We start from the raw sequence: 20,028 nt of genomic DNA on the forward strand, positions 1-20,028 counted from the left end.
GAAGGAGTGGTGGAGGGGCGACCCCATCCACCGTGCTCGAGGTTCGCCCCCTCCACCGCTTCGCGGTCCCCCTCCCCCATGCGCTGCGCTTATGGGGGAGGAGACAGGCTCAGGGGTGCGTGCGCCACCAGCCGGTGATCGACAGACGCGGGGCGCCGGCGAAGGGCGTGACCATGGACACCGCATGGGCCTGGGGCACGCGGAACACGTTCAGCACATTGAAGCCGGGGGTGAAGGCCTCCACCACCTCGCCCGCATCGTCCTTGAACAGCAGCAGCCCGCCCCATTCCGCCCGCCAGCGCGGGCACAGGTTCAGCACATAGGCGTAGAGCCGCCCGGCCTTCTCATGGTGGTCATTGTGGCCGTTGAGGAACTGGCCCGGCCCGAAGCGGGTGGCCATGGCGTCCACATGGGCGATGCGCTCGTCCCCGGTCAGGCGCCGCGCGAAGTCCAGCCACGGCTCGCTGTTGAACAGGGTGTAGAGTTCGGCCAGCGCCTGCGGCATGGCCTCGCCGGTCTGGACCCCGTAGCCGATGCGGAAACGGTCGTAGACATACTGGAAGCCGTCGCGGGCGCCCTCGTGAACCATGGCGATGAGCCGGGCCTGCTCATCCACGGGCTGCCCCTCGAACACGCTGACCGGCACGTCCACATTGGCCGGATTGTCCAGACTGCGCCGCCAGGCCAGGCCGTCGTCGGCGAGAGCCCCGTGCAGCGCCTGAGCGGCCTCCGTCGTCAGGACGCCCGCCACCCGCGCCCGGCCGCGCCCGGCGAGGGCCTGCGCGCCCGCCGTCAAATCCACAGCCGGGTTGAGGGCGACGGCGGTCACCGGTCCTCGACCGTGACCACGATCTTGCCCAGGGCCTGACGGTCGCCCAGCGCCTGGATGGCCTCGCCCGCCTTGTGCAGGGGGAAGGTGCGCGACACCCGGGGCCGGATCTTGCCCTCGGCGTACAGGCGCATCAGGTCGGCCATGTTGGCGGCGTGCTGCTCCGGCTCGCGGGCCACATGGGCGCCCCAGAACACCCCGACGATGGACACCGACTTCAAAAGGGTCAGGTTCAGCGGCAGGGACGGGATCCCCGCCGGGAAGCCCACCACCAGATAGCGGCCGTCCCAGTCCATGGCCCGCACGGCCGGCTCGGCGTAGTCGCCGCCGACGCCGTCGAACACCACATCGGCGCCGTCGCGGCCCGTGGCCAGTTTCAGCTCGCCGGACAGCTCCTTCTGGGCCGCCTTGTCCATGGGGCCGGTGGGATAGATCAGGCCGTTGTCGGCCCCCAGCTCCAGGGCGAACTCCACCTTGTCGCCGGTGGAGGCGGCGGCCACGACCCGCGCGCCCATGGCCTTGCCCAGCTCGACCGCCGCGGCGCCCACGCCGCCCGCCGCGCCCAGCACCAGAAGGGTCTCACCCTCCTTCAGCCGCGCCCGGTCCTTCAGCGCATAGTAGCTGGTGCCATAGGTCATCACGAGGGCGGCGCCCTCCTCGAAGGACATCTCCTTGGGCATGGGGATGACGTGGGTGGCGGGCACGGCGATGCGCTCCACCAGCCCGCCCCAGCCGGGCACGGCGATGACCCGGTCGCCCTTGCGCACATTCTTGACGCCCTCGCCCACCGCCTCGACCACCCCGGCCACCTCGGCGCCGGGGGAGAAGGGGCGCTCGGGTCTGAACTGGTACTTGTCCTCGATGATCAGGGTGTCGGGGAAATTGATCCCCACCGCCTTCACCTCGATCACCACCTGGCCCTTGCCGGGGGTGGGGTCGTTGACCTCCTCGACCGTCAGGGTCTCGGGGCCGCCGGGGGCATGGGACAGGACCGCGCGCAAATCGAACCTCGTTGAAGCTGGTGTGCGGGCGGTGGCGCCCGTCTCCTTCGAAGGCTAATGAGCGCAAAGGCCCGTGAAAAGGGCGAACGCTTCAGGAAGACCCGATCATGACCCGTCCAGCCCTCGTTCTGCACGGCGGCGCCGGCGCCCGCCGGTCGGAAAACTACGACCGCGAGATCGCCAACATGCGCGCGGTGGTCGAGGCCATGGCCGCGCGCCTGGCGGACGGCGCCTCGGCTCTGGACGTGACGGTGGAGGCGGTGGTGCTGCTGGAGGACTCCGGGCTTTATGTGGCCGGGCGCGGGGCCTCGCCCAATCTGGATGGCCGCTATGAGCTGGACGCCAGCCTGATGGACGGCGCCACCCAGAAGGCCGGGGCCGTGGCCGCGCTGCAGGGCTTCCGCAACCCCATCCGCGCCGCCCGGGCGGTGATGGAGAAGACCCCCCACGTCATGCTGGCCGGCCAGGGCGCCGCCGACTTCGCCCGCGATCAGCGACTGGAGGCGGTGGACGATCCCGAGGCCTGGTTCACCCGCGCCGGACAGGGCGACGACAACCATCCGCCCGGAACCCTGGCCCACGGCACCGTGGGCTGCGTGGTGCTGGACGCGCAGGGGCGCCTGGCGGCGGCCACCTCCACCGCCGGGGTGTTCGGCAAGATGCCCGGCCGCGTGGGCGACACCCCCATACCCGCCGCCGGCACCTGGGCCGACGACCATGCGGCGGTGTCCTGCACCGGCCAGGGGGAGTATTTCATCCGCACCGCCGCCGCCGCCCAGACCGCCTGGCGCGTGGCCGCCAACCAGCCCCTGGCCCCGGCCGCCCGCGCCGTCATCGACCGGATCGGCGCCATGGGCGGCGACGGCGGCCTGATCGCCCTGGACCGCCACGGCAACCGCGCCGATCCCTTCAACAGCCAGGGCATGAAGCGCGCCTGGCTGGACGTGTCCGGGGAGATCGGGGTGGAGGTGTTCGGGTAGCCCGGCGGTTGGCTTGCCGGCGCTGTTGAGCGGCGACTGTTGTCGCCCCCTTGCGGGAGTTCAGCGTGGCGCTACGTTCTACCAATGCTGAAGCACCTTCGTGCGCGCTGGCCCGATCTTCACGTCCCTCCGGGCGAGCCGATTTGGCTGCTCTATGAGTTAGACGAAGAAGCCGACGCGGTCCTGCGCTCTGCCGAGGTCTTTCCTGACGGAAGCGTGACTCGAAATAGCATTGAGATCGAGGAGCGCGGTGGCAAGCCATGTCCCTCTCTTATTGAGGGCTCCCTTCCTACCATTTTCCAGGGCGTGACTGCAGAAGAGATCACGTCGCACGAGTTCGATGCGACGTGGGCGAGGGGCGTGGACACGCCGTTCTGGAACGTCTCCTAGCCACCCGCCACAACCCGTAGCATCTGCCCCCCTCACCCCCACGGCCCGCGCCGCTCGCCCGTCACCGGCACGAAGGCGCCGGCGCGCGGGGCTTCCGGCTCGGCGAAGAAGGCCGGGCGCGATCCGCCGCCCATTTCGTTGAGGGCCTTGATGCGGTTGGCGGTGGCCGGGTGGGTCGAGAACAGGTTGTCAGCGCCCTTTCCGTTCAGGGGATTGATGATGAACATGTGGGCGGTGGCGGGATTGCGCTCGGCCGCCACGTTCAGCTCGCCGCGGGCGTAGCGCTCCATCTTCGCCAGCGCCGACGCCAGGGCCTGGGGGTCGCCCGCGATCTCCGCGCCCACCCGGTCCGCGCCGTATTCGCGGGTGCGGCTGATGGCCATCTGCACCAGCGCGGCCGCCATGGGCGCCAGCAGCATGATGGCCAGGGTCCCGATGATGCCGCCGGGCCGGTCGCGCCCGCCGAAGAACAGGGCGAAATTGGCCAGGGCCGCGATGGCGCCGGCGATGGTCGCCGTCACCGTCATGACCAGGGTGTCGCGGTTCTTCACATGGGCCAGTTCGTGGGCCATGACGCCGCGGATCTCGGCCCGGTTCAGCATGCGCAGCAGACCGGTGGTGGCCGCCACCGCCGCGTTGTCGGGATTGCGGCCCGTGGCGAAGGCGTTGGGCTGGTCATTGGGGATGATGACGATGTTGGGCAGGGGCAGGCCCGCGCTCGCCGCCATGGCTTTTGTGTCGGCCACATAGTTGCGCACCACCGGGTCGGGGTGGCTCTCGTCCACCGGCTGGGCCCGGTACATCTTCAGCACGATCTTGTCGGCGTTCCAGTAGCTGACGAAGTTCAGCGCCACCGCGAACACCAGGGCGATCAGCATGCCTGTGGCCCCGCCGATCAGATAACCGACGCCCACGAACAGGGCGGTCATGGCGGCCAGCAGGATGAAGGTCTTGATGTGGTTCATCGTTTTCCGTGTGAATGATCGGGCGGGCTTTGTCGCCGCCCCTGTTGCATACTATGTGGAGCGGGACCGTCCCCGCCTCAAGAGCTTCCGCCCGTGACCGATCAGCCCGCCGATGACATTCCTGTCCTGCTGAACCCGGACCTGCCGGACGCCGCCCAGGACAAGCCCCTGAGCCCCGCCGCGCGCCGCGCGCTGGAGGAGGCCGCCGCCCGCCGCGCCGCCGCGCCGCCGCTGGACCTGCCGCCCGAACAGGGCGGGCCGCGCGGGGCCGAGCCGACGCGCTATGGCGACTGGGAGAAAAAAGGCCTGGCGGTGGATTTCTGATGAAACGCTGGGCCTTCACCGACGAGGAACTTCGCCTGACCCGGATCCGGGTGAAGTCCTGGGCCGCCCGCGCCTCCGAGGCCCTGGTGGTGGGCGCTGTGGCGGTGGCGCCGCTGGCCCTGACGCTCTGGGTGCTGTGGCTGGTGCTGCAGGTGGCCGCCTTCGTGGGCGGGCTGATGACCGGACCGTTCAACGCCACGGTCCTGATGATCGCCCCGGGGCTGGAAGGCTTCCTGCTGCATCCGGTGACCTCCACCGTGCTGAACATCGTGGTGGCCTTGGGGGCCCTGGTGGTGATCGGGCTAATGGCCAAGGGCGTCATCGGGCGGCTGGTGGGCCGGATGGTGGAGGACTTCATCACCCGCATCCCGGTGGGCAGCGTGGTCTATGGCTCGGCGCGCCAGCTGATCGCCAGCTTCCAGTCCCCCACCGAGGCGCCCAGAAGGTGGTGCTGATCGAGTTCCCCTCGCCCGAGATGCGCACCGTGGGCCTGGTCACCCAGCGCTTCCGCGCCTCGGACACGGGCGAGGAGCTGGCGGCGGTCTATGTGCCGACCACGCCGAACCCGACCTCGGGCTATGTGGAGATCGTGCCGGTGGAGCGGCTGGTGTGGCTGGACTGGACCCTGAACGAGGCCATCCAGTTCATCGTCTCGGCCGGTGTCATCTCGCCCGAGACGGTCAAGTACCGCACCACCGGCCATCCCGATCCGCAGGGATCGCCCCCGCCGATCATCCCCGACCAGAGCTGATCAGGTCCGCACGAACTCAAGGAACAGCGGCGGGGTGTCGCCCAGCTGCTTTTCCTCATAGCGGGTGGTGACATGGTCGGCGGGCGCGGTGCGCCAGTCGTCGGCCCGCTCGGCCTGCCATTCAAGCCCCTCGGTGCGCAGGAACCGTTCGTGGGCCCAGGCGGCGTAGTCCTTCCAGTCGGTGACGAAGCGCAGCCGGCCGCCGGGCTTCAGCACCCGCGCGATCTCCACCGCCGTCTCGTCCTGGATCAGGCGGCGCTTGTTGTGCCGCGCCTTGGGCCAGGGGTCGGGGAACAGGATCATGACCCGGTCCAGACTGGCGTCCGGCAGGGCCGCCATCACCGCCCGCGCGTCCCCGGCGTGCAGGCGCACGTTCTTCAGCCCCATCTCCTCCACATGACGCAGGGCCGAACCCACCCCGTTCAGGAAGGGCTCGCAGCCGATCATCAGGGCGTGGGGATGACGTCGCGCCTGTTCGGCCAGATGCTCGCCGCCCCCGAAGCCGATCTCGATCCAGACCTCGGTCGCCTCGGGCATCAGGGCCTTCGGATCGATCGGCCCCGCCTCGGGGTCGGGCAGGGCGATGGTCGGCAGCAGGGTGTCGAACAGGGCCGCCTGGCGCGGTTTCAGCGTGCGCGAGCGGATGCGCCCGAACGAGCGCATGGGGCCCCAGCTGGGCGCAGGGCCTTCGGTCTTGTCGTCGGGTTCGCTCATCAGTCCCGCAGCAGTTCGTTGACGCCGGTCTTGGCCCGGGTCTGGGCGTCCACGCGCTTGACGATGACGGCGCAGTACAGGGACGGCCCGCCGTTGGGATCGGGCAGGGCGCCGGGCACCACGACGGAATACGCCGGCACCTCGCCCCGGAACACCTCGCCGGTGGCCCGGTCCACGATCTTCGTGGAGGCCGACAGATAGACGCCCATGGCCAGCACCGCGCCCTCGCGCACGATGACGCCCTCGGCCACCTCGGCGCGGGCGCCGATGAAACAGCCGTCCTCGATGATGGTGGGGTTGGCCTGCAGGGGCTCCAGCACCCCGCCGATGCCCGCCCCGCCGGACAGGTGCACATTCTTGCCGATCTGGGCGCACGACCCGACCGTGGCCCAGGCGTCCACCATGGCGCCCTCGTCCACATAGGCCCCGATGTTCACGAAGGAGGGCATCAGGACCACATTGCGGCCGATGAAGGCGCCGTGGCGCACGAAGCTGCCCGGCACGGCGCGGAAGCCCGCGGCGCGGAACTGTTCGGCGTGCCAGGTCCCGAACTTGTTGGGGACCTTGTCCCACCAGGGGCCGTGACCGGCGTGGGGCGAGCCGAAGCCCTTGCCCGCCGTGGACATGACCGTGTTGTCGTTGAGGCGGAAGGACAGCAGCACCGCCTTCTTCAGCCACTGGTGGGTGGTCCAGACGCCGTCCTCGCCGCGCGAGGCCACCCGGGCCTGACCGGAGTCCAGCAGGTCCAGGGCCTCCATCACCGCGTCGCGCGCCTGCCCGGTCGTGGACGGCGACAGATCGGCGCGATTTTCCCAGGCGGTTTCGATCACGGATTCCAGCGGATGGGTCATGCGGCGTCTCTCAAGGGCAGGCGGTTCAGGAACGGCGGCAGGGTCTCGGTGCGGTGATCCACGAAGGGGGCGGTGGAGGCCGGGGCGTGGGCGCCCACCAGCACCGTGGCCATGCCCATGTCGGCGGCGGGCTTCAGGTTCTTCTCGGTGTCCTCGAAGAAGGCGGCGCGGCGCGGATCGACCCCGTGCCGCTCGATCATGCGGGTGAAGGCGCGCGGGTCCGGCTTGGGGATCAGGTCCGAGGCCTCGATGTGGAACACGTCGTGGAACAGGTCGGCGATCTTCAGGGCGTCCAGCACCCGCTCCGCATGGGCCGCCGCCCCGTTGGTGAAGATCAGCCGCCGCCCCGGCAGGCGCGACAGACCATCCCGCAGCACCGGGTCCGGCGTCAGGCAGTCCAGCTCGACCCGGTGCACCTCGTCCAGAAAGGCGCCGGGGTCCACCCGATGGTTCAGCATCAGGCCGCTCAGCGAGGTGCCGTGGTCGCGAAGATATTTCAGCTGCAGCTGGCGCGCCTCGGCCGGGCCCATGCCCACGGTGCGCACGAAGAAGGCGTTGATGCGGTCCTGCACCCGCCCCATCAGGCCGCATTCGGCCGGATAAAGGGTGTTGTCCATGTCGAACACCCAGTGCTCGACGTGATCGAGGGACGGGCTCACGCCTTCACCAGGGTTCCGGCGCCGTGCTCGGTGAACAGCTCCACCAGCATGGCGTGGCTGCGCCGTCCGTCCAGGATGACCACCGCCTCGACCCCGGCCTTCACCGCCGCCATGGCGGTCTCCAGCTTGGGGATCATGCCGCCGGTGGCGACGCCGTCGGCGATCAGCTGTTCGGCCTCGGCCACGGTCATCTGGCGGATCACCTGTCCGTCCTTGTCCAGCACGCCCTTCACATCGGTCAGCAGAAGCATTCTTTTGGCCTGCAGCGACCCGGCCACCGCGCCCGCCACCGTGTCGGCGTTGACGTTGTAGGTCTTGCCGTCCTCGGCGACGCCGATGGGGGCGATCACCGGCACCCAGTCCTCGGACTCCGAGGCGATCAGGCCCCGGATCAGCTTGGGGTCCACCCTGGTGGGTTCGCCCACGAAGCCGAGATCCACCTCATGCTCGATCATGCTGTCGGGGTCGCGGCGGGTGCGGCGGGTCTTCTCCACCGTCAGCAGGCCGGCGTCCTTGCCCGACAGGCCCACGCCGCGCACATCGGCCTGTTTCCCGGCCTCGGTGATCCAGTTGGCGATCTCCTTGTTGACTGCGCCCGACAGGACCATCTCGGCGATCTGCATGGTGGCCGCGTCGGTGACGCGCAGGCCGTCCACGAACTCGGATTTCACGCCGGCCCGGTCCAGCATGGCGCTGATCTGCGGGCCGCCGCCGTGGACCACCACGGGGTTCACGCCCATCAGCTTCAGCAGCACCACGTCGGCGGCGAACTGCTTGGCCACGGCCTCGTCGCCCATGGCGTGGCCGCCGTATTTGATGACCACGGTCTGGCGGTCATAGACCTGGATATAGGGCAGCGCCTCGGCCAGGGTCCTGGCGGTGGCCCAGCTGCGGTCTTCGGACTGCCGCTCGTCTTCGGTGATGGGAACCTGGTTCATCGCCCCGGCGCGATAGCGGACATGGGCGGCGCTGTCACCTCATCCTTCTCCCATTGGGAGAAGGGGACCCCGCGCACCGGAGCGACAGCGAAGGTTCTGCGCGCGGGGGATGAGGGCCGGTTGGGCGAGACGACGCCCCCGACCTCACCCTGCGCGCGAACCACGGATGCTCACGCATCCGTGCGCGCAGCCCTCTCCCGCCGGGAGAGGGGCTTTATCATTCCGCCGCCAGGGCCTGCGGGTTCGGGGACTCGTCGGCCAGCTTGCTCAGGTCCGAGTCGGTCTTCGACTCCTCCTTCAGGGTCTCGTCCAGCAGGCGCACCGCGTCGGGCAGCTCCAGCAGTTCGGCCCAGCGCTTCAGGGTGCCGTAGCGGGCGATCTCGTAGTGCTCCACCGCCTGGGCGGCCGAGATCAGACCGGCGTCCAGAGCGGGCGTGTCCTTGTAGTCCTCGAGAATTTCCTCGCCCTCGGCGATGAGGCCCTCGATGGCTTCGCAGGTCTTGCCCATGGCGCGCTTGCCGATGATGTCGAACACCTGCTGCAGGCGCTCAATCTGGCCCTCGGTCTCCTCGATATGCTTCTCGAAGGCGGCTTTCAGCGCAGGAGATTGCGCGCCGCGGGCCATTTTCGGCAGGGCTTTGGCGATCTTTCGCTCGGCGTAATAGATGTCCTTGAGGGTGTCGTAGAACAGGTTATCCAGGGTCTTCTCGGTCATGGCCGTTTCCCTTCCATTGGAGTGACCGCCGACAACCGGACGAGGCGGGGAATGTTCCCCACATTCCGGAACCGATCACGAACACGGCCGGTTTACAGGGTCATGGATGGGGACCACACAGAACCACGGCCGACGGCACTGGACGCCGAGGTCGCGCGACAGCTGCTGGAGCGGGGCTTCTACGTGTTCGAGGCGCCGCGACCGGAGGCCGGGCCGAAGCCAATCAGCGTCCGGCCGCCTCCGCCAGGATCCCATAGGACTTCACCCGCGCGGCGTGATCGAAGATCTGGCTTGTGACCATCAACTCGTCGGGTTTGTGACGATCGATGAAGGCGTCCAGCTGCGTCTTCACCGTCTCGGGCGAGCCCACCGCCGAACAGGACAGGGCCTGATCGATCATGGCGCGCGCGTCCGCGTCCAGCGCCTCCGCATAGCCCGGGCGCGGCGGCGGCAGCTTGCCCGCCTTGCCGGTGCGCAGATTGACGAAGGCCTGCTGCACCGAGGTGAACAGGTCCTTTGCCTCCTCGTCGGTGTCGGCGGCGAAGGCATTGTAGCCCAGCATCACATAGGGCTCGCCCAGACGCTTCGACGGCTGGAACGACGAGCGATAGATGGCCAGCGCCCGCTCCAGCTCGGCCGGGGCGAAATGGCTGGCGAAGGCGTAGGGCAGGCCCAGATGGGCCGCCAGCTGCGCCCCGTAGGTGGACGAGCCCAGCATCCAGACCTGAACCTCCTGCCCCTCGCCCGGCGTGGCGCGGATGCGCTGGCCCTCCTCGGCCGGTTCGAACCAGCTCATCAGCTCCATGACGTCGCGGGGGAAGTCGTCGACCCCGCCGTCCAGCGTCCGGCGCAGGGCCCGCGACGTGGCCTGATCCGTCCCCGGCGCGCGGCCCAGCCCCAGGTCGATGCGGCCCGGATGCAGCGCCGCCAGGGTGCCGAACTGCTCGGCGATCACATAGGGCGCGTGGTTGGGCAGCATGATGCCCCCGGCGCCGACGCGGATGGTGCTGGTCCCCGCCGCCACATGGCCGATCACCACCGCAGTGGCCGCGCTGGCGATGCCCGGCATGTTGTGGTGCTCGGCCAGCCAGTAGCGATGATAGCCCCGCCGCTCGGCGTGTCGGGCCAGATCAAGGGTGTTGGCGAGGGACTGGGAAACGTCGGACCCTTGGGGCACCGGCGACAGGTCGAGTACGGAAAGTCTGGGCATGACGCCCATATGGGGTGCGCGAGCCGCGCCCCAAGCCCCGCTAGAGCACCACCCCCGTCGTGCGCATGATCTCGGCGCGCAGTTCGGGGATGCCGTGGCCCTTCTCCGCCGAGGTCACGGCCACGAAGGGATAGGCGGCGGGGCGCTTGGAGACGGCCTTGAGGGTCTTTTCGCCCATGGCCTCGGCCTCGCCCTTCTTGAGCTTGTCGGCCTTGGTCAGGACGATCTGGTAGCTGACCGCGGCTTCGTCCAGGGCGTCCAGGGCCTCGTCGTCCACCTTCTTGAGCCCGTGGCGGCTGTCGATCAGCAGATAGACCCGCTTCAGGGTCACCCGGCCGCGCAGATAGTCCCGGCCCAGGTTCTGGAACCGCTTCACCTCGCCCCTGGACGCCTTCGCCCAGCCATAGCCGGGCAGGTCCACCAGACGCATCTTGCCGTCCAGATCGAAGAAGTTCACCTCCCGCGTCCGCCCCGGCTCATTGGAGGCGCGGGCCAGCTTGTGCATGCCCACCAGCCCGTTGATCAGGCTGGACTTGCCCACATTGGAGCGCCCGGCGAAGGCCACCTCGGGCAGGTCCGGCTCGGGCAGCTGCTCGATCTTGGCGCAGCCCATGATGAAGGTGGCCGGGCGGGCGAACAGCACCCGCGCCGCCTCGACCTCCTCATCGGTGAACTCGCTCACGAGGCCTTCTTCCTGATGTACCGGTCGATGAAGCTGTCGATCGGGTTCTCGGCCTTGAAGCGGTGCATGATCACGTACTGCTGCAGGATCGACAGGATGTTGTTCCACGCCCAGTAGATCAGCAGGCCGGCCGCGAACGGGGCCATGATGAAGGTGAACACGAACGGCATGAAGGCGAAGATCTTGCGCTGAACCGGGTCCGGCGGCGGCGGGTTCATGGACATCTGCAGCCACATGGTCAGGCCGTAGACGATCGCCAGCACGCTGAGGGACAGGGTGAACCCGCCCATGCCGGTGTTGGACACGCCGATCAGGCCGCCGATGAGCGGAACCGAGGCGGGATCCCACGGGATCAGGCCGAACAGGTTCCAGACGTTCGTGGGGTCGCGGGCGGAGAGATCCTGGATCCAGCCGAAGAAGGGCGCGTGCCGCATCTCGATGGTCACGAACAGCACCTTGTACAGGGCGTAGAACACCGGGATCTGCAACAGGATCGGCAGGCAGCCGGCCAGCGGATTGATCTTCTCGCGCTGATACAGCGCCATCATTTCCTGCTGCTGCTTCTGCGGGTCCGAGCCGTGCTTCTTCTTGATCTCCTCCATCTTGGGCGCGAGCATCTTCATCTTGGAGAGGCTCTCGTAGCTCTTGTTGGCCAGGGGGAAGAGCAGCAGCTTGATGACCACGGTCAGCAGCAGGATGGCGACGCCGAAATTGCCCACCAGGCCGTAGAAGAACTCCACCGTCAGGAAGATCGGCCGGGTCAGGAACCAGAACATGCCCCAGTCGATGGCCTGGTCGAAGCGCGGGATGCCCAGGCTGTTCTCGTAGCCGCGCAGGATCTCGGCCCGCTTGGCCCCGGCGAACAGGCGCTGGGTCTCGGTGATCTGGCGGCCCGGATTGATGACCCGCGCCGCGCCCAGGATATTGGCCTCGTGGATGTTGACCTCGCCGACCCGGCGCACGCGCAGCTCGGCGTCGATGGCCTCGGTCTGGTCGGGCAGCAGGGCCGCCAGCCAGTATTTGTCGGTGATGCCCAGCCAGCCGCCGGTGGACTCATAGGCGATGCGCGGCTCGTCCTCCCAGTCGCGGTACTTCTCCAGCCGCAGCCGGTCGCCCAGAACGCCGATGGCGCCCTCGTGCAGGATGAACTGGCGGCCCAGGTCGTCGGGCACCCCGTGCCGCTGCACCGAGCCGTAGGGCGCAAGCGTGATGGCCTGCGAACCCAGATTGGCCACCGTGTCGGTCAGGGTGAAGACGTACTGCTCGTCCACCTCGATGCGGCGGGTGAAGCGCAGGCCCTGGCCGTTGTCATAGGTCAGGGTGACCGGCGCGCCGGGCGCCAGGGTCGAGCCCTCGGTCAGGGTCCATTCGGTGTTGGGGCCGGGGACGCCGGGGATGTTCTGGCCCAGCCAGCCGAACTGGGCGAAATAGGCGTGTTCGGTGCCCTGCGGCCGAAACAGCTCAACCGGGTCCTCCCCGTCCAGGGTCTCGCGGTAGTTGGTCAGGAACAGGTCGTCGATGCGCGCGCCCTGCAGCGACAGCGAGCCCGCCATGGTCGGGGTGCTGATCGGCACGCGCGGGCCGGTGGCCAGGGCCGTGCGCCGGTCGGTGAACACCGCCGTCTCGGGCCGGAAGGCGGTGGCGGGGCCGTCGACCGTCGTCTCGACCGCGGCCTGCTGCTCGGCGCGCTGGCGCTCGGTCGAGGGCTGCAGCACGAACAGCTGATAAAGAAGCAGGATCGCCACGGTGCACACGATGAACAGGATCGTGTTGCGGGTGCTCTCATTCTGCATGGGTCAGCGGTCCTGGCCGGAAGGGTCACGGGTCGGCGTTGAAGGGACGTCGGAGATCGACGGAGCGGCCGCGGGCGTGGACGCCGGGCCGGAACTGGGCGCGAGCCTTATCAGCGCGCTTTTCACATCGTCAAGCAATCGGTCCCAAGCGCGGTCGGGCGTGCCTGACGGGCCACCAGCACATAGTCGTATCCGGGATGGGCGTGGAGGGGCAAAAGCGCCCGGGCGGCCTCGCGCAGGCGGCGCTTGGCGCGGTTGCGGACCACCGCCCCGCCCACCTTCCGGGTGGCGGTGAAGCCGACCCCCACCGTGGCCTCGCCGTCGCCCCGGTCCAGGGCCTGGATCACCACGGCGCCGGAGGCCTTTGAAACGCCCTTCGCGGCCGCCAGGAACTGGGGCCGCGAAGTCAGGCGTTCGATTTTGAACATGGTTCCGTCCTGCGCCCGAAGGCGCATTGGGCGCTTACGCCGTCAGGCGCTTGCGGCCCTTGGCGCGGCGGCGCGCAACGATCTTCTGACCGTTCTTGGTGGCCATCCGCGAACGGAAGCCGTGACGGCGCTTGCGCACGAGTCGGGACGGCTGATAGGTCCGCTTCACGATAAGGCTCCGGCAATCAGGGTTGTGCGGCGAGCAAGGATGTCCGCTGCAGGAAGGGCGGGCGTATAAGTCGGGCGGCCCGGGAGTCAACGGCGAACGGGCTTTCCGGGCGCTTACAGGAGAATAAGACAGCCCATGGGCGAAAGCACGGTCAGGCACTGGATCGTCCGGCTGGCGCCCCTCCTGGGCGTGGTCGCCCTCGCGGCCCTGATCCTGGGCATGGGCTGGAACCGGTATCTGTCGCTGGACACCCTAAAGGACCACGGCGAGGCGCTGCACGCCTTCGTGGCGGACCACTACCTGCTGACTCTGCTGGGCCTGACCCTGCTGTTCGCCCTTCTGACCGCCAGCGTCATTCCCGGCGTGGTCTTCGTCACCGTGGCCGCAGGCTATCTGTACGGCACCTGGGTGGGCGGCGTGGCCACCGCCCTGGGGGCCACCGTGGGCGCCCTGATCGTCTATGCGGCGGGCCGGTCGGCGCTGGGAGAGACCCTTCGTCAGAAGGCGGCGGCCCGGCCCGGCCTGATCCAGCGCATCTGCGAGGGGGTGGACCGCGACACCTTCCGCTATGTGCTGGTGTCGCGGCTGGTGGTGACGGTGCCGTTCCACCTGATCAACATAGCGGCCGGGGTCGTCTCGGCCCCGCTCCGGCCCTACACCCTGGCCACCTTCGTCGGCCTGCTGCCCGCCCATTTCATCTATTGCTGGATCGGAGACGGGCTGAACGACATTCTGTCGGTCAATGAGGATCCTGACCTTCGCGCCCTGTTCAACGAGTTCGCATGGCCCCTGATGGGAGTCGCCTTCCTGGCCCTGGTGCTGCCGCTGATCATGCGGCGGTTGAGCCCGCGCGCGCCGGACGCGGCGGCATGATGCGCGCCCCGGACCGCGGCATGATGCGCTCGCGCCTGCCCAGGCTGCGCGGTCCCGACGGCCTGTCGGCGCGGCTGCTGCTGCTGACCGGGGTGTTCACCCTGGCGGTGGTGGGGCTGATCCTGGCGCCCAGCGCGGCCTCGTTCCACGAGCGCTGGCTGCTGGACCGCATCCGCGCCGCCGAACTGGCCTCGGTGGGCGTCGAGGCCCTGCCCTATTCGCTGGTCGAGGACGACACCGCCCGCCAGCTGCTGCAGATCAGCGGCGTCCAGGCCGTGGCGGTGCAGGAGGAGGGCGTGCGTCGTCTGCTGCTGCAGGCCCCCGCCCTGCCCCGCACGCCCGAACTGATCGACCTGCGCCAGTCCGACCCCGGCGCCCGCCTGACGGACCCCTGGCGCACCCTGGCGGGCCATCCCGAGCGTTCGCTGCGGGTGATGGCCCGGCCCCGCTACCGCTCCGGCGACTTCATCGAGGTGGTGGCCCCGGCCGAGCCCCTGAAACAGGAGCTGCGCGCCTATCTGGTCAACAGCCTGCTGCTGTCGCTGGTGGTGGCCGGGGCGGCCGGGGGCCTGCTCTACGCCGCCCTGGCCTTCCTGGTGCTCAGCCCCATGCGGCGGGTGACCATTTCCATCGAGCGCTTCCGCGCCGACCCCGAGGCCGCCTCCGAGCCGCCGCAGGGCCGCCGCGACGAGATCGGCCGGGTTGAGGACGAACTGGCCCGCATGCAGGAGGAGGTGCGTCAGGCCCTGCGCTCCCGCGCCCGTCTGGCTGCGCTGGGCGAGGCGGTGGCGCGCATCAACCACGACCTCAGGAACATGCTGACCTCGGCCCAGATGGCCTCGGACCGCCTGGCCGGCAGCCCCGACCCCCAGGTGGCCAAGGCCCTGCCCCGGCTGGAGCGGGCGCTGGACCGGGCCGCCACCCTCGCCACCCACGTTCTGGACTATGGCAAGACCGCCGAGCCGGAGCCCGAGCGCCAGTCCCTGCCCCTCAAGACCGCCGTGGCCGCCGCCGCCGAGGACGCGGGGCTGGAGCCGCGCGGGGTGCGGCTGGTGCGCAGGATCCCCCCCGGCGCCCTGATCCAGGCCGACCCGGACCAGTTGCACCGCATCCTCGTCAATCTGATGCGCAACGCCCGCCACGCCATCCAGGGCGCGCGGGGCGAGGAGGCCAAGGGGAAGGTGACGGTGGAGGCCGTGATCGGACCCGACGGCGTCATCCTCACCATCGCCGACGACGGGCCGGGCATCGCCCCGCGCGTGGCCGAGCGGCTGTTCCAGCCCTTCGTGGCGGGCTCGGCGGGGGGCACGGGCCTGGGCCTCGCCATCGCCCGCGAACTGGCCGCCAACCACGGCGGCGAACTGACCCTGGCCTCCACCGGTCCGGAGGGCACGACCTTCCGGCTGGTGATCCCGAAGGGCCAGGGCGCGCACTCATAAATCGCCGACGCCACGGGTCCTCTTGCAGGCAGCGCGGAGACTGCGGTCGGGGCTGACAGGGAACCGCTTCCCGCTCTCGACTCCCGGTCAGCGGGCGGCGCCTGTCAGGACACCCGCCTCCCTAGTCGGGAAGCGTCCGCGCAACACGAAGGCCCGTCGAATTTGTCCTGCTGCTCGGCCAGTCATAGGAGCGCTGGGCGGAACGCAGGTAGTCCGGGCCACTGTCCCAGGCGCCGCCCCGGACGACGCGGTCGGGACAATCATCGCTCGTGCGGGCCGAGCCGTCGGTGGGCGCGTCTTCATAGCTGTCGGAATAACAATCCTCGACCAGCTCCCACACATTGCCGTGCATGTCATGAAGGCCGAAGGCGTTGGGGAGTTTGCGGCCGACAGGATGCGTGTTGCCGTAGGGGCGGAAGCGGTCGCGGCTATACCAGGCGTGGTCATCCAGCTGGCTGACATCATCGCCAAAGCTGTAATCGGTGTCCGAGCCGGCCCTTGCGGCGTATTCCCATTCCGCCTCGCTCAGCAGGCGGTAGCGGTCCGCACGGTCCGTGAGGCCCGTCTTGTGGTTCAGCCAGTCCACATAGGCCTGCGCATCAAGCCATGAGACGCACGTCACCGGATGACCGCCTGATTGCTCGAACCCGGGGGATAGCCAGTTCGTTCCGGGCATCGCGCGCACTTGACCGCTGAACCACCTCAGGCAGACCTCGTCCGGACTCCAGCCGGTCTCTTCCGCGAAGGCGCTGAACTCATCCACGCTCACTTCGTAGCGGCCGACGGCCAGGCGATGCCCGATCTCAACCATGCGCTGGGGGCCTTCATCACCAAATCCCCTGTGCTCCGACTCCGGCGAACCCATTGTGAAGCGCCCTGCGGGCAGAACCACCATCTCCGGACCCTGGCCAGGCCCGGAAATGAACGGATCACGGAACACGTCGCCTGTTCGGGTCTGCGCCTTGGCGGCCGTATCGGCCAGAGCGAGCGCGCCGAGCGCACACAGGAGTGCGGCCCACGGCTTCAGCCCTGCTGGTAATCGGATGGCGATCGCCATGGCGTTCAGTATCCCTAAACATTCCCCGTGATCAGGGGGATCGCCCCGGCTCGGCGGCCTGCTCCACCGATGGTATGCATTTCGACCGAAAACCAAAGTCGAAAATCGACGATCGGCGGACTTGTCAGATGCCGTCAGCCCGTCGCAACTTCACCAGACTTGGGGGAGTCGCTAGACATCCTTCAGATTAAGGTTCGGGGCGTGGGATGCGACAACGGGGATTGATGGGGCTCATTGCCCTGGTGCTCGCGGGCATGGCCGGTATGGCGCAGGCCCAGTCCCAGAGCGCCTACGTTCGCGGCGCGCTGGACCGGCTGGACGCCGTGGCGGATGGCGTGTCTTACAGCTCCAACCTGAGCTTTGACCTCAGTCGCGTTACGGCGGGTCAGCATTTCCGGCGGTCCACTGTACCCGCTACGGGCTCCGCCGTGCGGGTGACTGCGGCCTGCGACACCGATTGCAGTCGCCTGCAGCTCCGCGTGGTCGATTTCCAGAACCGCCAGGTCGCCTATGAACAGCCCCACACGGGGGCCAGCACGCTGCTCTTCTATCCGCAGGCGGGTCAGACCTACTGGATCTATGCGCAGCCGTTGGATTGCAGCGAGGCCTACTGCTACGTCGTCGTCGGGGTCTGGCAATAATCATGAGGACGTGAGCTGGCTCTGCGCCTCCGAAATCCCGCATTTCCGGACGCCAGTTCCCCACGCCGCAAGGGTTTGCGCCTGCCGCACCCGGTATTTCGCCCCCCGCCTTTCCCCATCCCCTAGACTGGCCCAGCAGACCCCGCGCGCGGACGCGGACTGCTTTCCGCCGTCACGATCAGGGAGGGGATTTCAGACAATTCAGACAATTCGCACCCTGTTTTCTTGGCCCCGGAGTCCGAAATCCGGGCGACGGCGTTGCACTCCCGTTGCACTGTTTTTTCGGGTCCGCCGTCTCACCCGGCGCGCGATTTCAGACAATTCGGACAATTCAGACCCTGTTTTTCAGGGTCCGGAGTCCGAAATCAGAGTCGGCCTAGCGGGTCAGCACCACGCCCTCGCGGCGCGGGTCGGCGCCGGCGTCCCAGCGGCCGTCGCGCCACAGCACCCCGTGCAGGCCCGAGTTCTCCGAGGCGTTGGGGCGCAGGTCGATGCCCGCCGCCGCCAGCTCGGCCTGCAGCTCGGGGGTGAACATCTCGGTGTCCGCGCCGAAGCCGTCGCCCCGCGCCACCAGATTGGGCAGGTCGATGGCGTCCTGCATGGACAGGTCCCAGGCCAGGGTCCCGATCAGGGCCTTGGCCACATAGGCCAGGATGGAGGTGCCGCCGGGCGACCCCACCGCGCCTACGAAGCGGCCCTCGCGGTCCAGGATGATCACCGGGCTCATGGACGAGCGCGGACGCTTGCCCGGGGCCACCGCATTGGCCGCCGGAACACCCGCCGCGTCGACGGGCGAGAAGGAGAAGTCGGTCAGTTGATTGTTGAGGAAGAAGCCCGCCGCCATGCGGCCCGAGCCGAAGATGCTCTCCACCGTGGTGGTCATGCTGACCGCATTGCCCTGGGCGTCCACCACCACGAAGTGGGAGGTGCCGGCGGGCTCGGCGGTGGCGTCGGCGGCCCGGGGCTGGAAGCCCGGCGGCAGGCCCGGCTCGGCCGCCCCGCCCAGCGTCGGCGCCAGGGCTGCGCGCCCGGCCACATAGGCCGGGTCCAGCAGGCCCGCGACGGGCACCGCCACGAAGTCCGCGTCGCCCACATAGCGGTCGCGGTCGGCGTACATCAGGCGCTGCAGCTGGGCGAAGGCGGTCCAGGCGTCCGCCTCGGCCGGGCCGCCGTCCACGGCCGGGACATGCTCGGCCATGGCCAGCAGTTGCAGCACCGCCAGCCCGCTGGACGGCGGCGGCGGCACGCAGAGCACATACAGGCGCCATTCCCGACAGACCGCCTCGCGCGCCACCGGGCGGTAGGCGGCCAGATCCTCGAGGCTCAGGGCGCCGGGCCGCTCGCCCGCCTGCACGGCGGCGATGATCTCCCGGGCGATGTCGCCGCGATACAGGGCGTCCGGCCCGTCCTCGGCGAGGGCGCGCACCGTGGCGGCGTAGGCGGGGTTGCGCAGGGTGTCCCCCGCCTCCAGCCGCTCGCCGTCGGCGCCGCTGAAATAGGCCCGCGCCCAGTCGGTGGAGGCCTGGGGCGCCCGGGAGGCGATCATGCCCGCCAGCCGGGGGCTGACGATGAAGCCGTCCTCGGCCAGCCGCGCCGCGTCGCCGAACAGCCCGGACCACGCCAGCCGCCCGTGCCGCTCGTGGGCCATGGCCAGCATGGCCACCGCGCCCGGCGCCCCGGTGGAGCGCCCGCTCAGCACCGCCTCGCGGAAGCCCAGCGGCTCGCCGTCCTCAAAGAACAATTCGGGCGTCGCGGCCGAGGGCGCCGTCTCGCGCCCGTCGAAGGCCGTCACCGCCCCGCTGGCGGCGTCGTAGTGCATCAGGAAGGCCCCGCCCCCCAGACCCGAGCTCTGGGGCTCCACGAGGCCCAGAACGGCCTGGATGGCCACCGCCGCGTCCACCGCCGAGCCGCCTCGCCGCAGCACCGCCATGCCCGCCTCCGCCGCCAGCGGATTGGCCGCGCTGACGATGGGTCCGCGCGCGCCTTGCGATGGGACCTGCGCCGCGACCGGCGCGGGCTCGGCCGAAAGACGCATCGGCCCGGCGCAGGCCGTCAGGATCAGGGCCGTGGACAGGACCGGCGTCAGGATGCGCGCCGCGCGGCGACGAAGAGAAGCAGACAGGGTCATATCCATCCCCTAAGGCGGAACGTCCCGGCTGAAAACCGCGCGCGCGGTTTCCTGCCGATTCCGCGCAAATGCGGCTTGCATCGTCGCCCCGACGCGGCTAGGTGTCCGGCCCTTCGCGGTTCCACCGCCATGCGCGCCCGTAGCTCAGCTGGATAGAGCACCAGACTACGAATCTGGGGGTCAGGAGTTCGAATCTCTTCGGGCGCGCCATTCTTTGACGTCAGACAGTGGAACCCGGCAATCCTGGCCTTGCGGAGGCCGTATTCCTCTCCGGACAGATCGGCTCTGATCGTGCCGAAGCAGGGCGCATCGCCCTGATTGACGACCGCGACGTCGAACTGGTTCCGGATCGCATCCTGGGCAAAGTGATCGCAACGGATCGTCCAGGTGTCCTGGGACGGCTGCAATGACAGGCTGCACACCTGACCGGCGCCGGCTGACGCCACACAAACAGGATGCCGGCGGCGGGCGGTCCCGTCCGTGGTTAGTAA

Annotated in this window: 23 protein-coding genes, 1 tRNA gene and 1 pseudogene; 10 read left to right on the forward strand and 15 right to left on the reverse strand. The window is 69.3% G+C overall.

What is annotated here, in order from left to right:
* Positions 1–109 precede the first annotated feature (109 nt).
* Complete coding sequence (locus MBEBAB_RS08975) at positions 110–829, reverse strand: 2OG-Fe(II) oxygenase (RefSeq protein WP_021697652.1); 720 nt, start codon at positions 827–829, stop codon at positions 110–112.
* A complete protein-coding gene (locus tag MBEBAB_RS08980; protein WP_021697653.1) occupies positions 826–1,830 on the reverse strand; it encodes an NADPH:quinone oxidoreductase family protein in 1,005 nt (334 codons plus the stop codon). Before MBEBAB_RS08980 ends, MBEBAB_RS08975 begins: the two co-directional genes overlap by 4 nt.
* Before the next feature lie 107 nt (positions 1,831–1,937).
* On the opposite strand from MBEBAB_RS08980, the gene MBEBAB_RS08985 reads away from it, so the two are divergent.
* Positions 1,938–2,810 (forward strand): isoaspartyl peptidase/L-asparaginase family protein, encoded by an 873-nt coding sequence (locus MBEBAB_RS08985; protein WP_021697654.1) that lies wholly within the window; start codon positions 1,938–1,940, stop codon positions 2,808–2,810.
* Between the two features lie 84 nt (positions 2,811–2,894).
* Positions 2,895–3,200, forward strand: coding sequence for a DUF6881 domain-containing protein (locus tag MBEBAB_RS08990; protein ID WP_045319109.1), 306 nt, complete (start codon positions 2,895–2,897; stop codon positions 3,198–3,200).
* Positions 3,201–3,232: 32 nt separating this feature from the next.
* Here MBEBAB_RS08990 and htpX read toward each other — a convergent pair whose 3' ends face one another.
* Positions 3,233–4,165: a zinc metalloprotease HtpX gene (gene htpX, locus MBEBAB_RS08995; RefSeq protein ID WP_021697655.1), complete on the reverse strand. Its 933-nt coding sequence runs from the start codon at positions 4,163–4,165 to the stop codon at positions 3,233–3,235.
* 93 nt (positions 4,166–4,258) lie between these two features.
* On the opposite strand from htpX, the gene MBEBAB_RS09000 reads away from it, so the two are divergent.
* Genes MBEBAB_RS09000 through MBEBAB_RS15135 form a run of 3 tightly spaced genes read left to right on the forward strand, consistent with a single transcriptional unit; the run spans position 4,259 to position 5,240 of the window.
* Positions 4,259–4,489: a DUF1674 domain-containing protein gene (locus MBEBAB_RS09000; RefSeq protein WP_021697656.1), complete on the forward strand. Its 231-nt coding sequence runs from the start codon at positions 4,259–4,261 to the stop codon at positions 4,487–4,489.
* On the forward strand, positions 4,489–4,944 hold the full coding sequence (locus tag MBEBAB_RS18040) for a DUF502 domain-containing protein (protein ID WP_021697657.1): 456 nt from the start codon (positions 4,489–4,491) through the stop codon (positions 4,942–4,944). The genes MBEBAB_RS09000 and MBEBAB_RS18040 overlap by 1 nt, the downstream gene beginning before the upstream one ends.
* The gene (locus MBEBAB_RS15135; RefSeq protein ID WP_021697658.1) at positions 4,935–5,240 is read left to right on the forward strand and encodes a DUF502 domain-containing protein; all 306 of its coding nucleotides are present in this window, start codon (positions 4,935–4,937) and stop codon (positions 5,238–5,240) included. The genes MBEBAB_RS18040 and MBEBAB_RS15135 overlap by 10 nt, the downstream gene beginning before the upstream one ends.
* Here MBEBAB_RS15135 and trmB read toward each other — a convergent pair whose 3' ends face one another.
* The 10 genes and pseudogenes from trmB to rpmH form a co-directional block, all read right to left on the reverse strand.
* A complete protein-coding gene (trmB, locus tag MBEBAB_RS09010; protein ID WP_021697659.1) occupies positions 5,241–5,954 on the reverse strand; it encodes a tRNA (guanosine(46)-N7)-methyltransferase TrmB in 714 nt (237 codons plus the stop codon).
* A complete protein-coding gene (gene dapD, locus MBEBAB_RS09015; protein WP_021697660.1) occupies positions 5,954–6,805 on the reverse strand; it encodes a 2,3,4,5-tetrahydropyridine-2,6-dicarboxylate N-succinyltransferase in 852 nt (283 codons plus the stop codon). Before dapD ends, trmB begins: the two co-directional genes overlap by 1 nt.
* Positions 6,802–7,464 carry a pyrimidine 5'-nucleotidase gene (locus MBEBAB_RS09020; RefSeq protein ID WP_045319110.1) on the reverse strand — a complete coding sequence of 221 codons (663 nt, stop codon included), beginning with the start codon at positions 7,462–7,464 and terminating at the stop codon, positions 6,802–6,804. The genes dapD and MBEBAB_RS09020 overlap by 4 nt, the downstream gene beginning before the upstream one ends.
* Positions 7,461–8,402, reverse strand: a complete 942-nt coding sequence (gene argB, locus MBEBAB_RS09025; protein ID WP_021697662.1) for an acetylglutamate kinase — start codon at positions 8,400–8,402, stop codon at positions 7,461–7,463. The genes MBEBAB_RS09020 and argB overlap by 4 nt, the downstream gene beginning before the upstream one ends.
* Before the next feature lie 217 nt (positions 8,403–8,619).
* Positions 8,620–9,117 (reverse strand): YciE/YciF ferroxidase family protein, encoded by a 498-nt coding sequence (locus tag MBEBAB_RS09030; protein WP_021697663.1) that lies wholly within the window; start codon positions 9,115–9,117, stop codon positions 8,620–8,622.
* 223 nt (positions 9,118–9,340) lie between these two features.
* The gene (locus MBEBAB_RS09035) at positions 9,341–10,327 is read right to left on the reverse strand and encodes an LLM class flavin-dependent oxidoreductase (RefSeq protein WP_045319122.1); all 987 of its coding nucleotides are present in this window, start codon (positions 10,325–10,327) and stop codon (positions 9,341–9,343) included.
* Between the two features lie 40 nt (positions 10,328–10,367).
* A complete protein-coding gene (gene yihA / locus MBEBAB_RS09040) occupies positions 10,368–11,009 on the reverse strand; it encodes a ribosome biogenesis GTP-binding protein YihA/YsxC (protein ID WP_021697665.1) in 642 nt (213 codons plus the stop codon).
* Positions 11,006–12,802: a membrane protein insertase YidC gene (yidC, locus tag MBEBAB_RS09045; protein WP_021697666.1), complete on the reverse strand. Its 1,797-nt coding sequence runs from the start codon at positions 12,800–12,802 to the stop codon at positions 11,006–11,008. Before yidC ends, yihA begins: the two co-directional genes overlap by 4 nt.
* Positions 12,803–12,805: 3 nt before the next feature.
* Positions 12,806–13,230: pseudogene (locus MBEBAB_RS09050) on the reverse strand (ribonuclease P protein component).
* 34 nt (positions 13,231–13,264) lie between these two features.
* On the reverse strand, positions 13,265–13,399 hold the full coding sequence (gene rpmH / locus MBEBAB_RS09055) for a 50S ribosomal protein L34 (protein ID WP_003164000.1): 135 nt from the start codon (positions 13,397–13,399) through the stop codon (positions 13,265–13,267).
* A gap of 135 nt (positions 13,400–13,534) precedes the next feature.
* On the opposite strand from rpmH, the gene MBEBAB_RS09060 reads away from it, so the two are divergent.
* Together MBEBAB_RS09060 and MBEBAB_RS09065 are read left to right on the forward strand one after the other, a co-directional pair.
* Positions 13,535–14,272 carry a TVP38/TMEM64 family protein gene (locus MBEBAB_RS09060; RefSeq protein WP_021697668.1) on the forward strand — a complete coding sequence of 246 codons (738 nt, stop codon included), beginning with the start codon at positions 13,535–13,537 and terminating at the stop codon, positions 14,270–14,272.
* The gene (locus MBEBAB_RS09065) at positions 14,269–15,711 is read left to right on the forward strand and encodes a sensor histidine kinase (protein ID WP_045319111.1); all 1,443 of its coding nucleotides are present in this window, start codon (positions 14,269–14,271) and stop codon (positions 15,709–15,711) included. Before MBEBAB_RS09060 ends, MBEBAB_RS09065 begins: the two co-directional genes overlap by 4 nt.
* A gap of 121 nt (positions 15,712–15,832) precedes the next feature.
* On the opposite strand, the gene MBEBAB_RS09070 is transcribed toward MBEBAB_RS09065, so the two are convergent.
* Entirely contained in the window at positions 15,833–16,768 is a 936-nt protein-coding gene (locus MBEBAB_RS09070; protein ID WP_081703473.1) for a formylglycine-generating enzyme family protein, read from the reverse strand.
* A 224-nt stretch (positions 16,769–16,992) separates the two neighbouring features.
* Between MBEBAB_RS09070 and MBEBAB_RS09075 the strand changes: the two genes are divergently transcribed.
* Positions 16,993–17,409, forward strand: a complete 417-nt coding sequence (locus tag MBEBAB_RS09075; protein ID WP_148291482.1) for a hypothetical protein — start codon at positions 16,993–16,995, stop codon at positions 17,407–17,409.
* Positions 17,410–17,785: 376 nt separating this feature from the next.
* Here MBEBAB_RS09075 and MBEBAB_RS09080 read toward each other — a convergent pair whose 3' ends face one another.
* The gene (locus tag MBEBAB_RS09080) at positions 17,786–19,537 is read right to left on the reverse strand and encodes a gamma-glutamyltransferase family protein (RefSeq protein WP_045319123.1); all 1,752 of its coding nucleotides are present in this window, start codon (positions 19,535–19,537) and stop codon (positions 17,786–17,788) included.
* Positions 19,538–19,670: 133 nt separating this feature from the next.
* Between MBEBAB_RS09080 and MBEBAB_RS09085 the strand changes: the two genes are divergently transcribed.
* Positions 19,671–19,747, forward strand: a tRNA-Arg gene (locus tag MBEBAB_RS09085).
* Between the two features lie 17 nt (positions 19,748–19,764).
* Positions 19,765–19,947, forward strand: a complete 183-nt coding sequence (locus tag MBEBAB_RS16185) for a hypothetical protein (protein ID WP_148291483.1) — start codon at positions 19,765–19,767, stop codon at positions 19,945–19,947.
* The last annotated feature ends 81 nt before the right edge of the window (positions 19,948–20,028 follow it).

Origin of the sequence: Brevundimonas abyssalis TAR-001 (assembly GCF_000466985.1) — a bacterium.
In the GTDB taxonomy this organism is placed as follows: Bacteria; Pseudomonadota; Alphaproteobacteria; order Caulobacterales; family Caulobacteraceae; genus Brevundimonas; species Brevundimonas abyssalis.

Bases quoted from the DNA above. Each gene is read 5' to 3' on its own strand.
- MBEBAB_RS09035 (WP_045319122.1), bottom strand. From the start codon at position 10,327: ATGCCCAGACTTTCCGTACTCGACCTGTCGCCGGTGCCCCAAGGGTCC.
- MBEBAB_RS08985 (WP_021697654.1), top strand. From the start codon at position 1,938: ATGACCCGTCCAGCCCTCGTTCTGCACGGCGGCGCCGGCGCCCGCCGG.
- yidC (WP_021697666.1), bottom strand. From the start codon at position 12,802: ATGCAGAATGAGAGCACCCGCAACACGATCCTGTTCATCGTGTGCACC.
- MBEBAB_RS09030 (WP_021697663.1), bottom strand. From the start codon at position 9,117: ATGACCGAGAAGACCCTGGATAACCTGTTCTACGACACCCTCAAGGAC.
- MBEBAB_RS09075 (WP_148291482.1), top strand. From the start codon at position 16,993: ATGGGGCTCATTGCCCTGGTGCTCGCGGGCATGGCCGGTATGGCGCAG.
- MBEBAB_RS08990 (WP_045319109.1), top strand. From the start codon at position 2,895: ATGCTGAAGCACCTTCGTGCGCGCTGGCCCGATCTTCACGTCCCTCCG.
- dapD (WP_021697660.1), bottom strand. From the start codon at position 6,805: ATGACCCATCCGCTGGAATCCGTGATCGAAACCGCCTGGGAAAATCGC.
- MBEBAB_RS09080 (WP_045319123.1), bottom strand. From the start codon at position 19,537: ATGACCCTGTCTGCTTCTCTTCGTCGCCGCGCGGCGCGCATCCTGACG.
- MBEBAB_RS09060 (WP_021697668.1), top strand. From the start codon at position 13,535: ATGGGCGAAAGCACGGTCAGGCACTGGATCGTCCGGCTGGCGCCCCTC.
- argB (WP_021697662.1), bottom strand. From the start codon at position 8,402: ATGAACCAGGTTCCCATCACCGAAGACGAGCGGCAGTCCGAAGACCGC.
- trmB (WP_021697659.1), bottom strand. From the start codon at position 5,954: ATGAGCGAACCCGACGACAAGACCGAAGGCCCTGCGCCCAGCTGGGGC.
- htpX (WP_021697655.1), bottom strand. From the start codon at position 4,165: ATGAACCACATCAAGACCTTCATCCTGCTGGCCGCCATGACCGCCCTG.
- MBEBAB_RS09070 (WP_081703473.1), bottom strand. From the start codon at position 16,768: ATGGCGATCGCCATCCGATTACCAGCAGGGCTGAAGCCGTGGGCCGCA.
- MBEBAB_RS09065 (WP_045319111.1), top strand. From the start codon at position 14,269: ATGATGCGCGCCCCGGACCGCGGCATGATGCGCTCGCGCCTGCCCAGG.
- MBEBAB_RS18040 (WP_021697657.1), top strand. From the start codon at position 4,489: ATGAAACGCTGGGCCTTCACCGACGAGGAACTTCGCCTGACCCGGATC.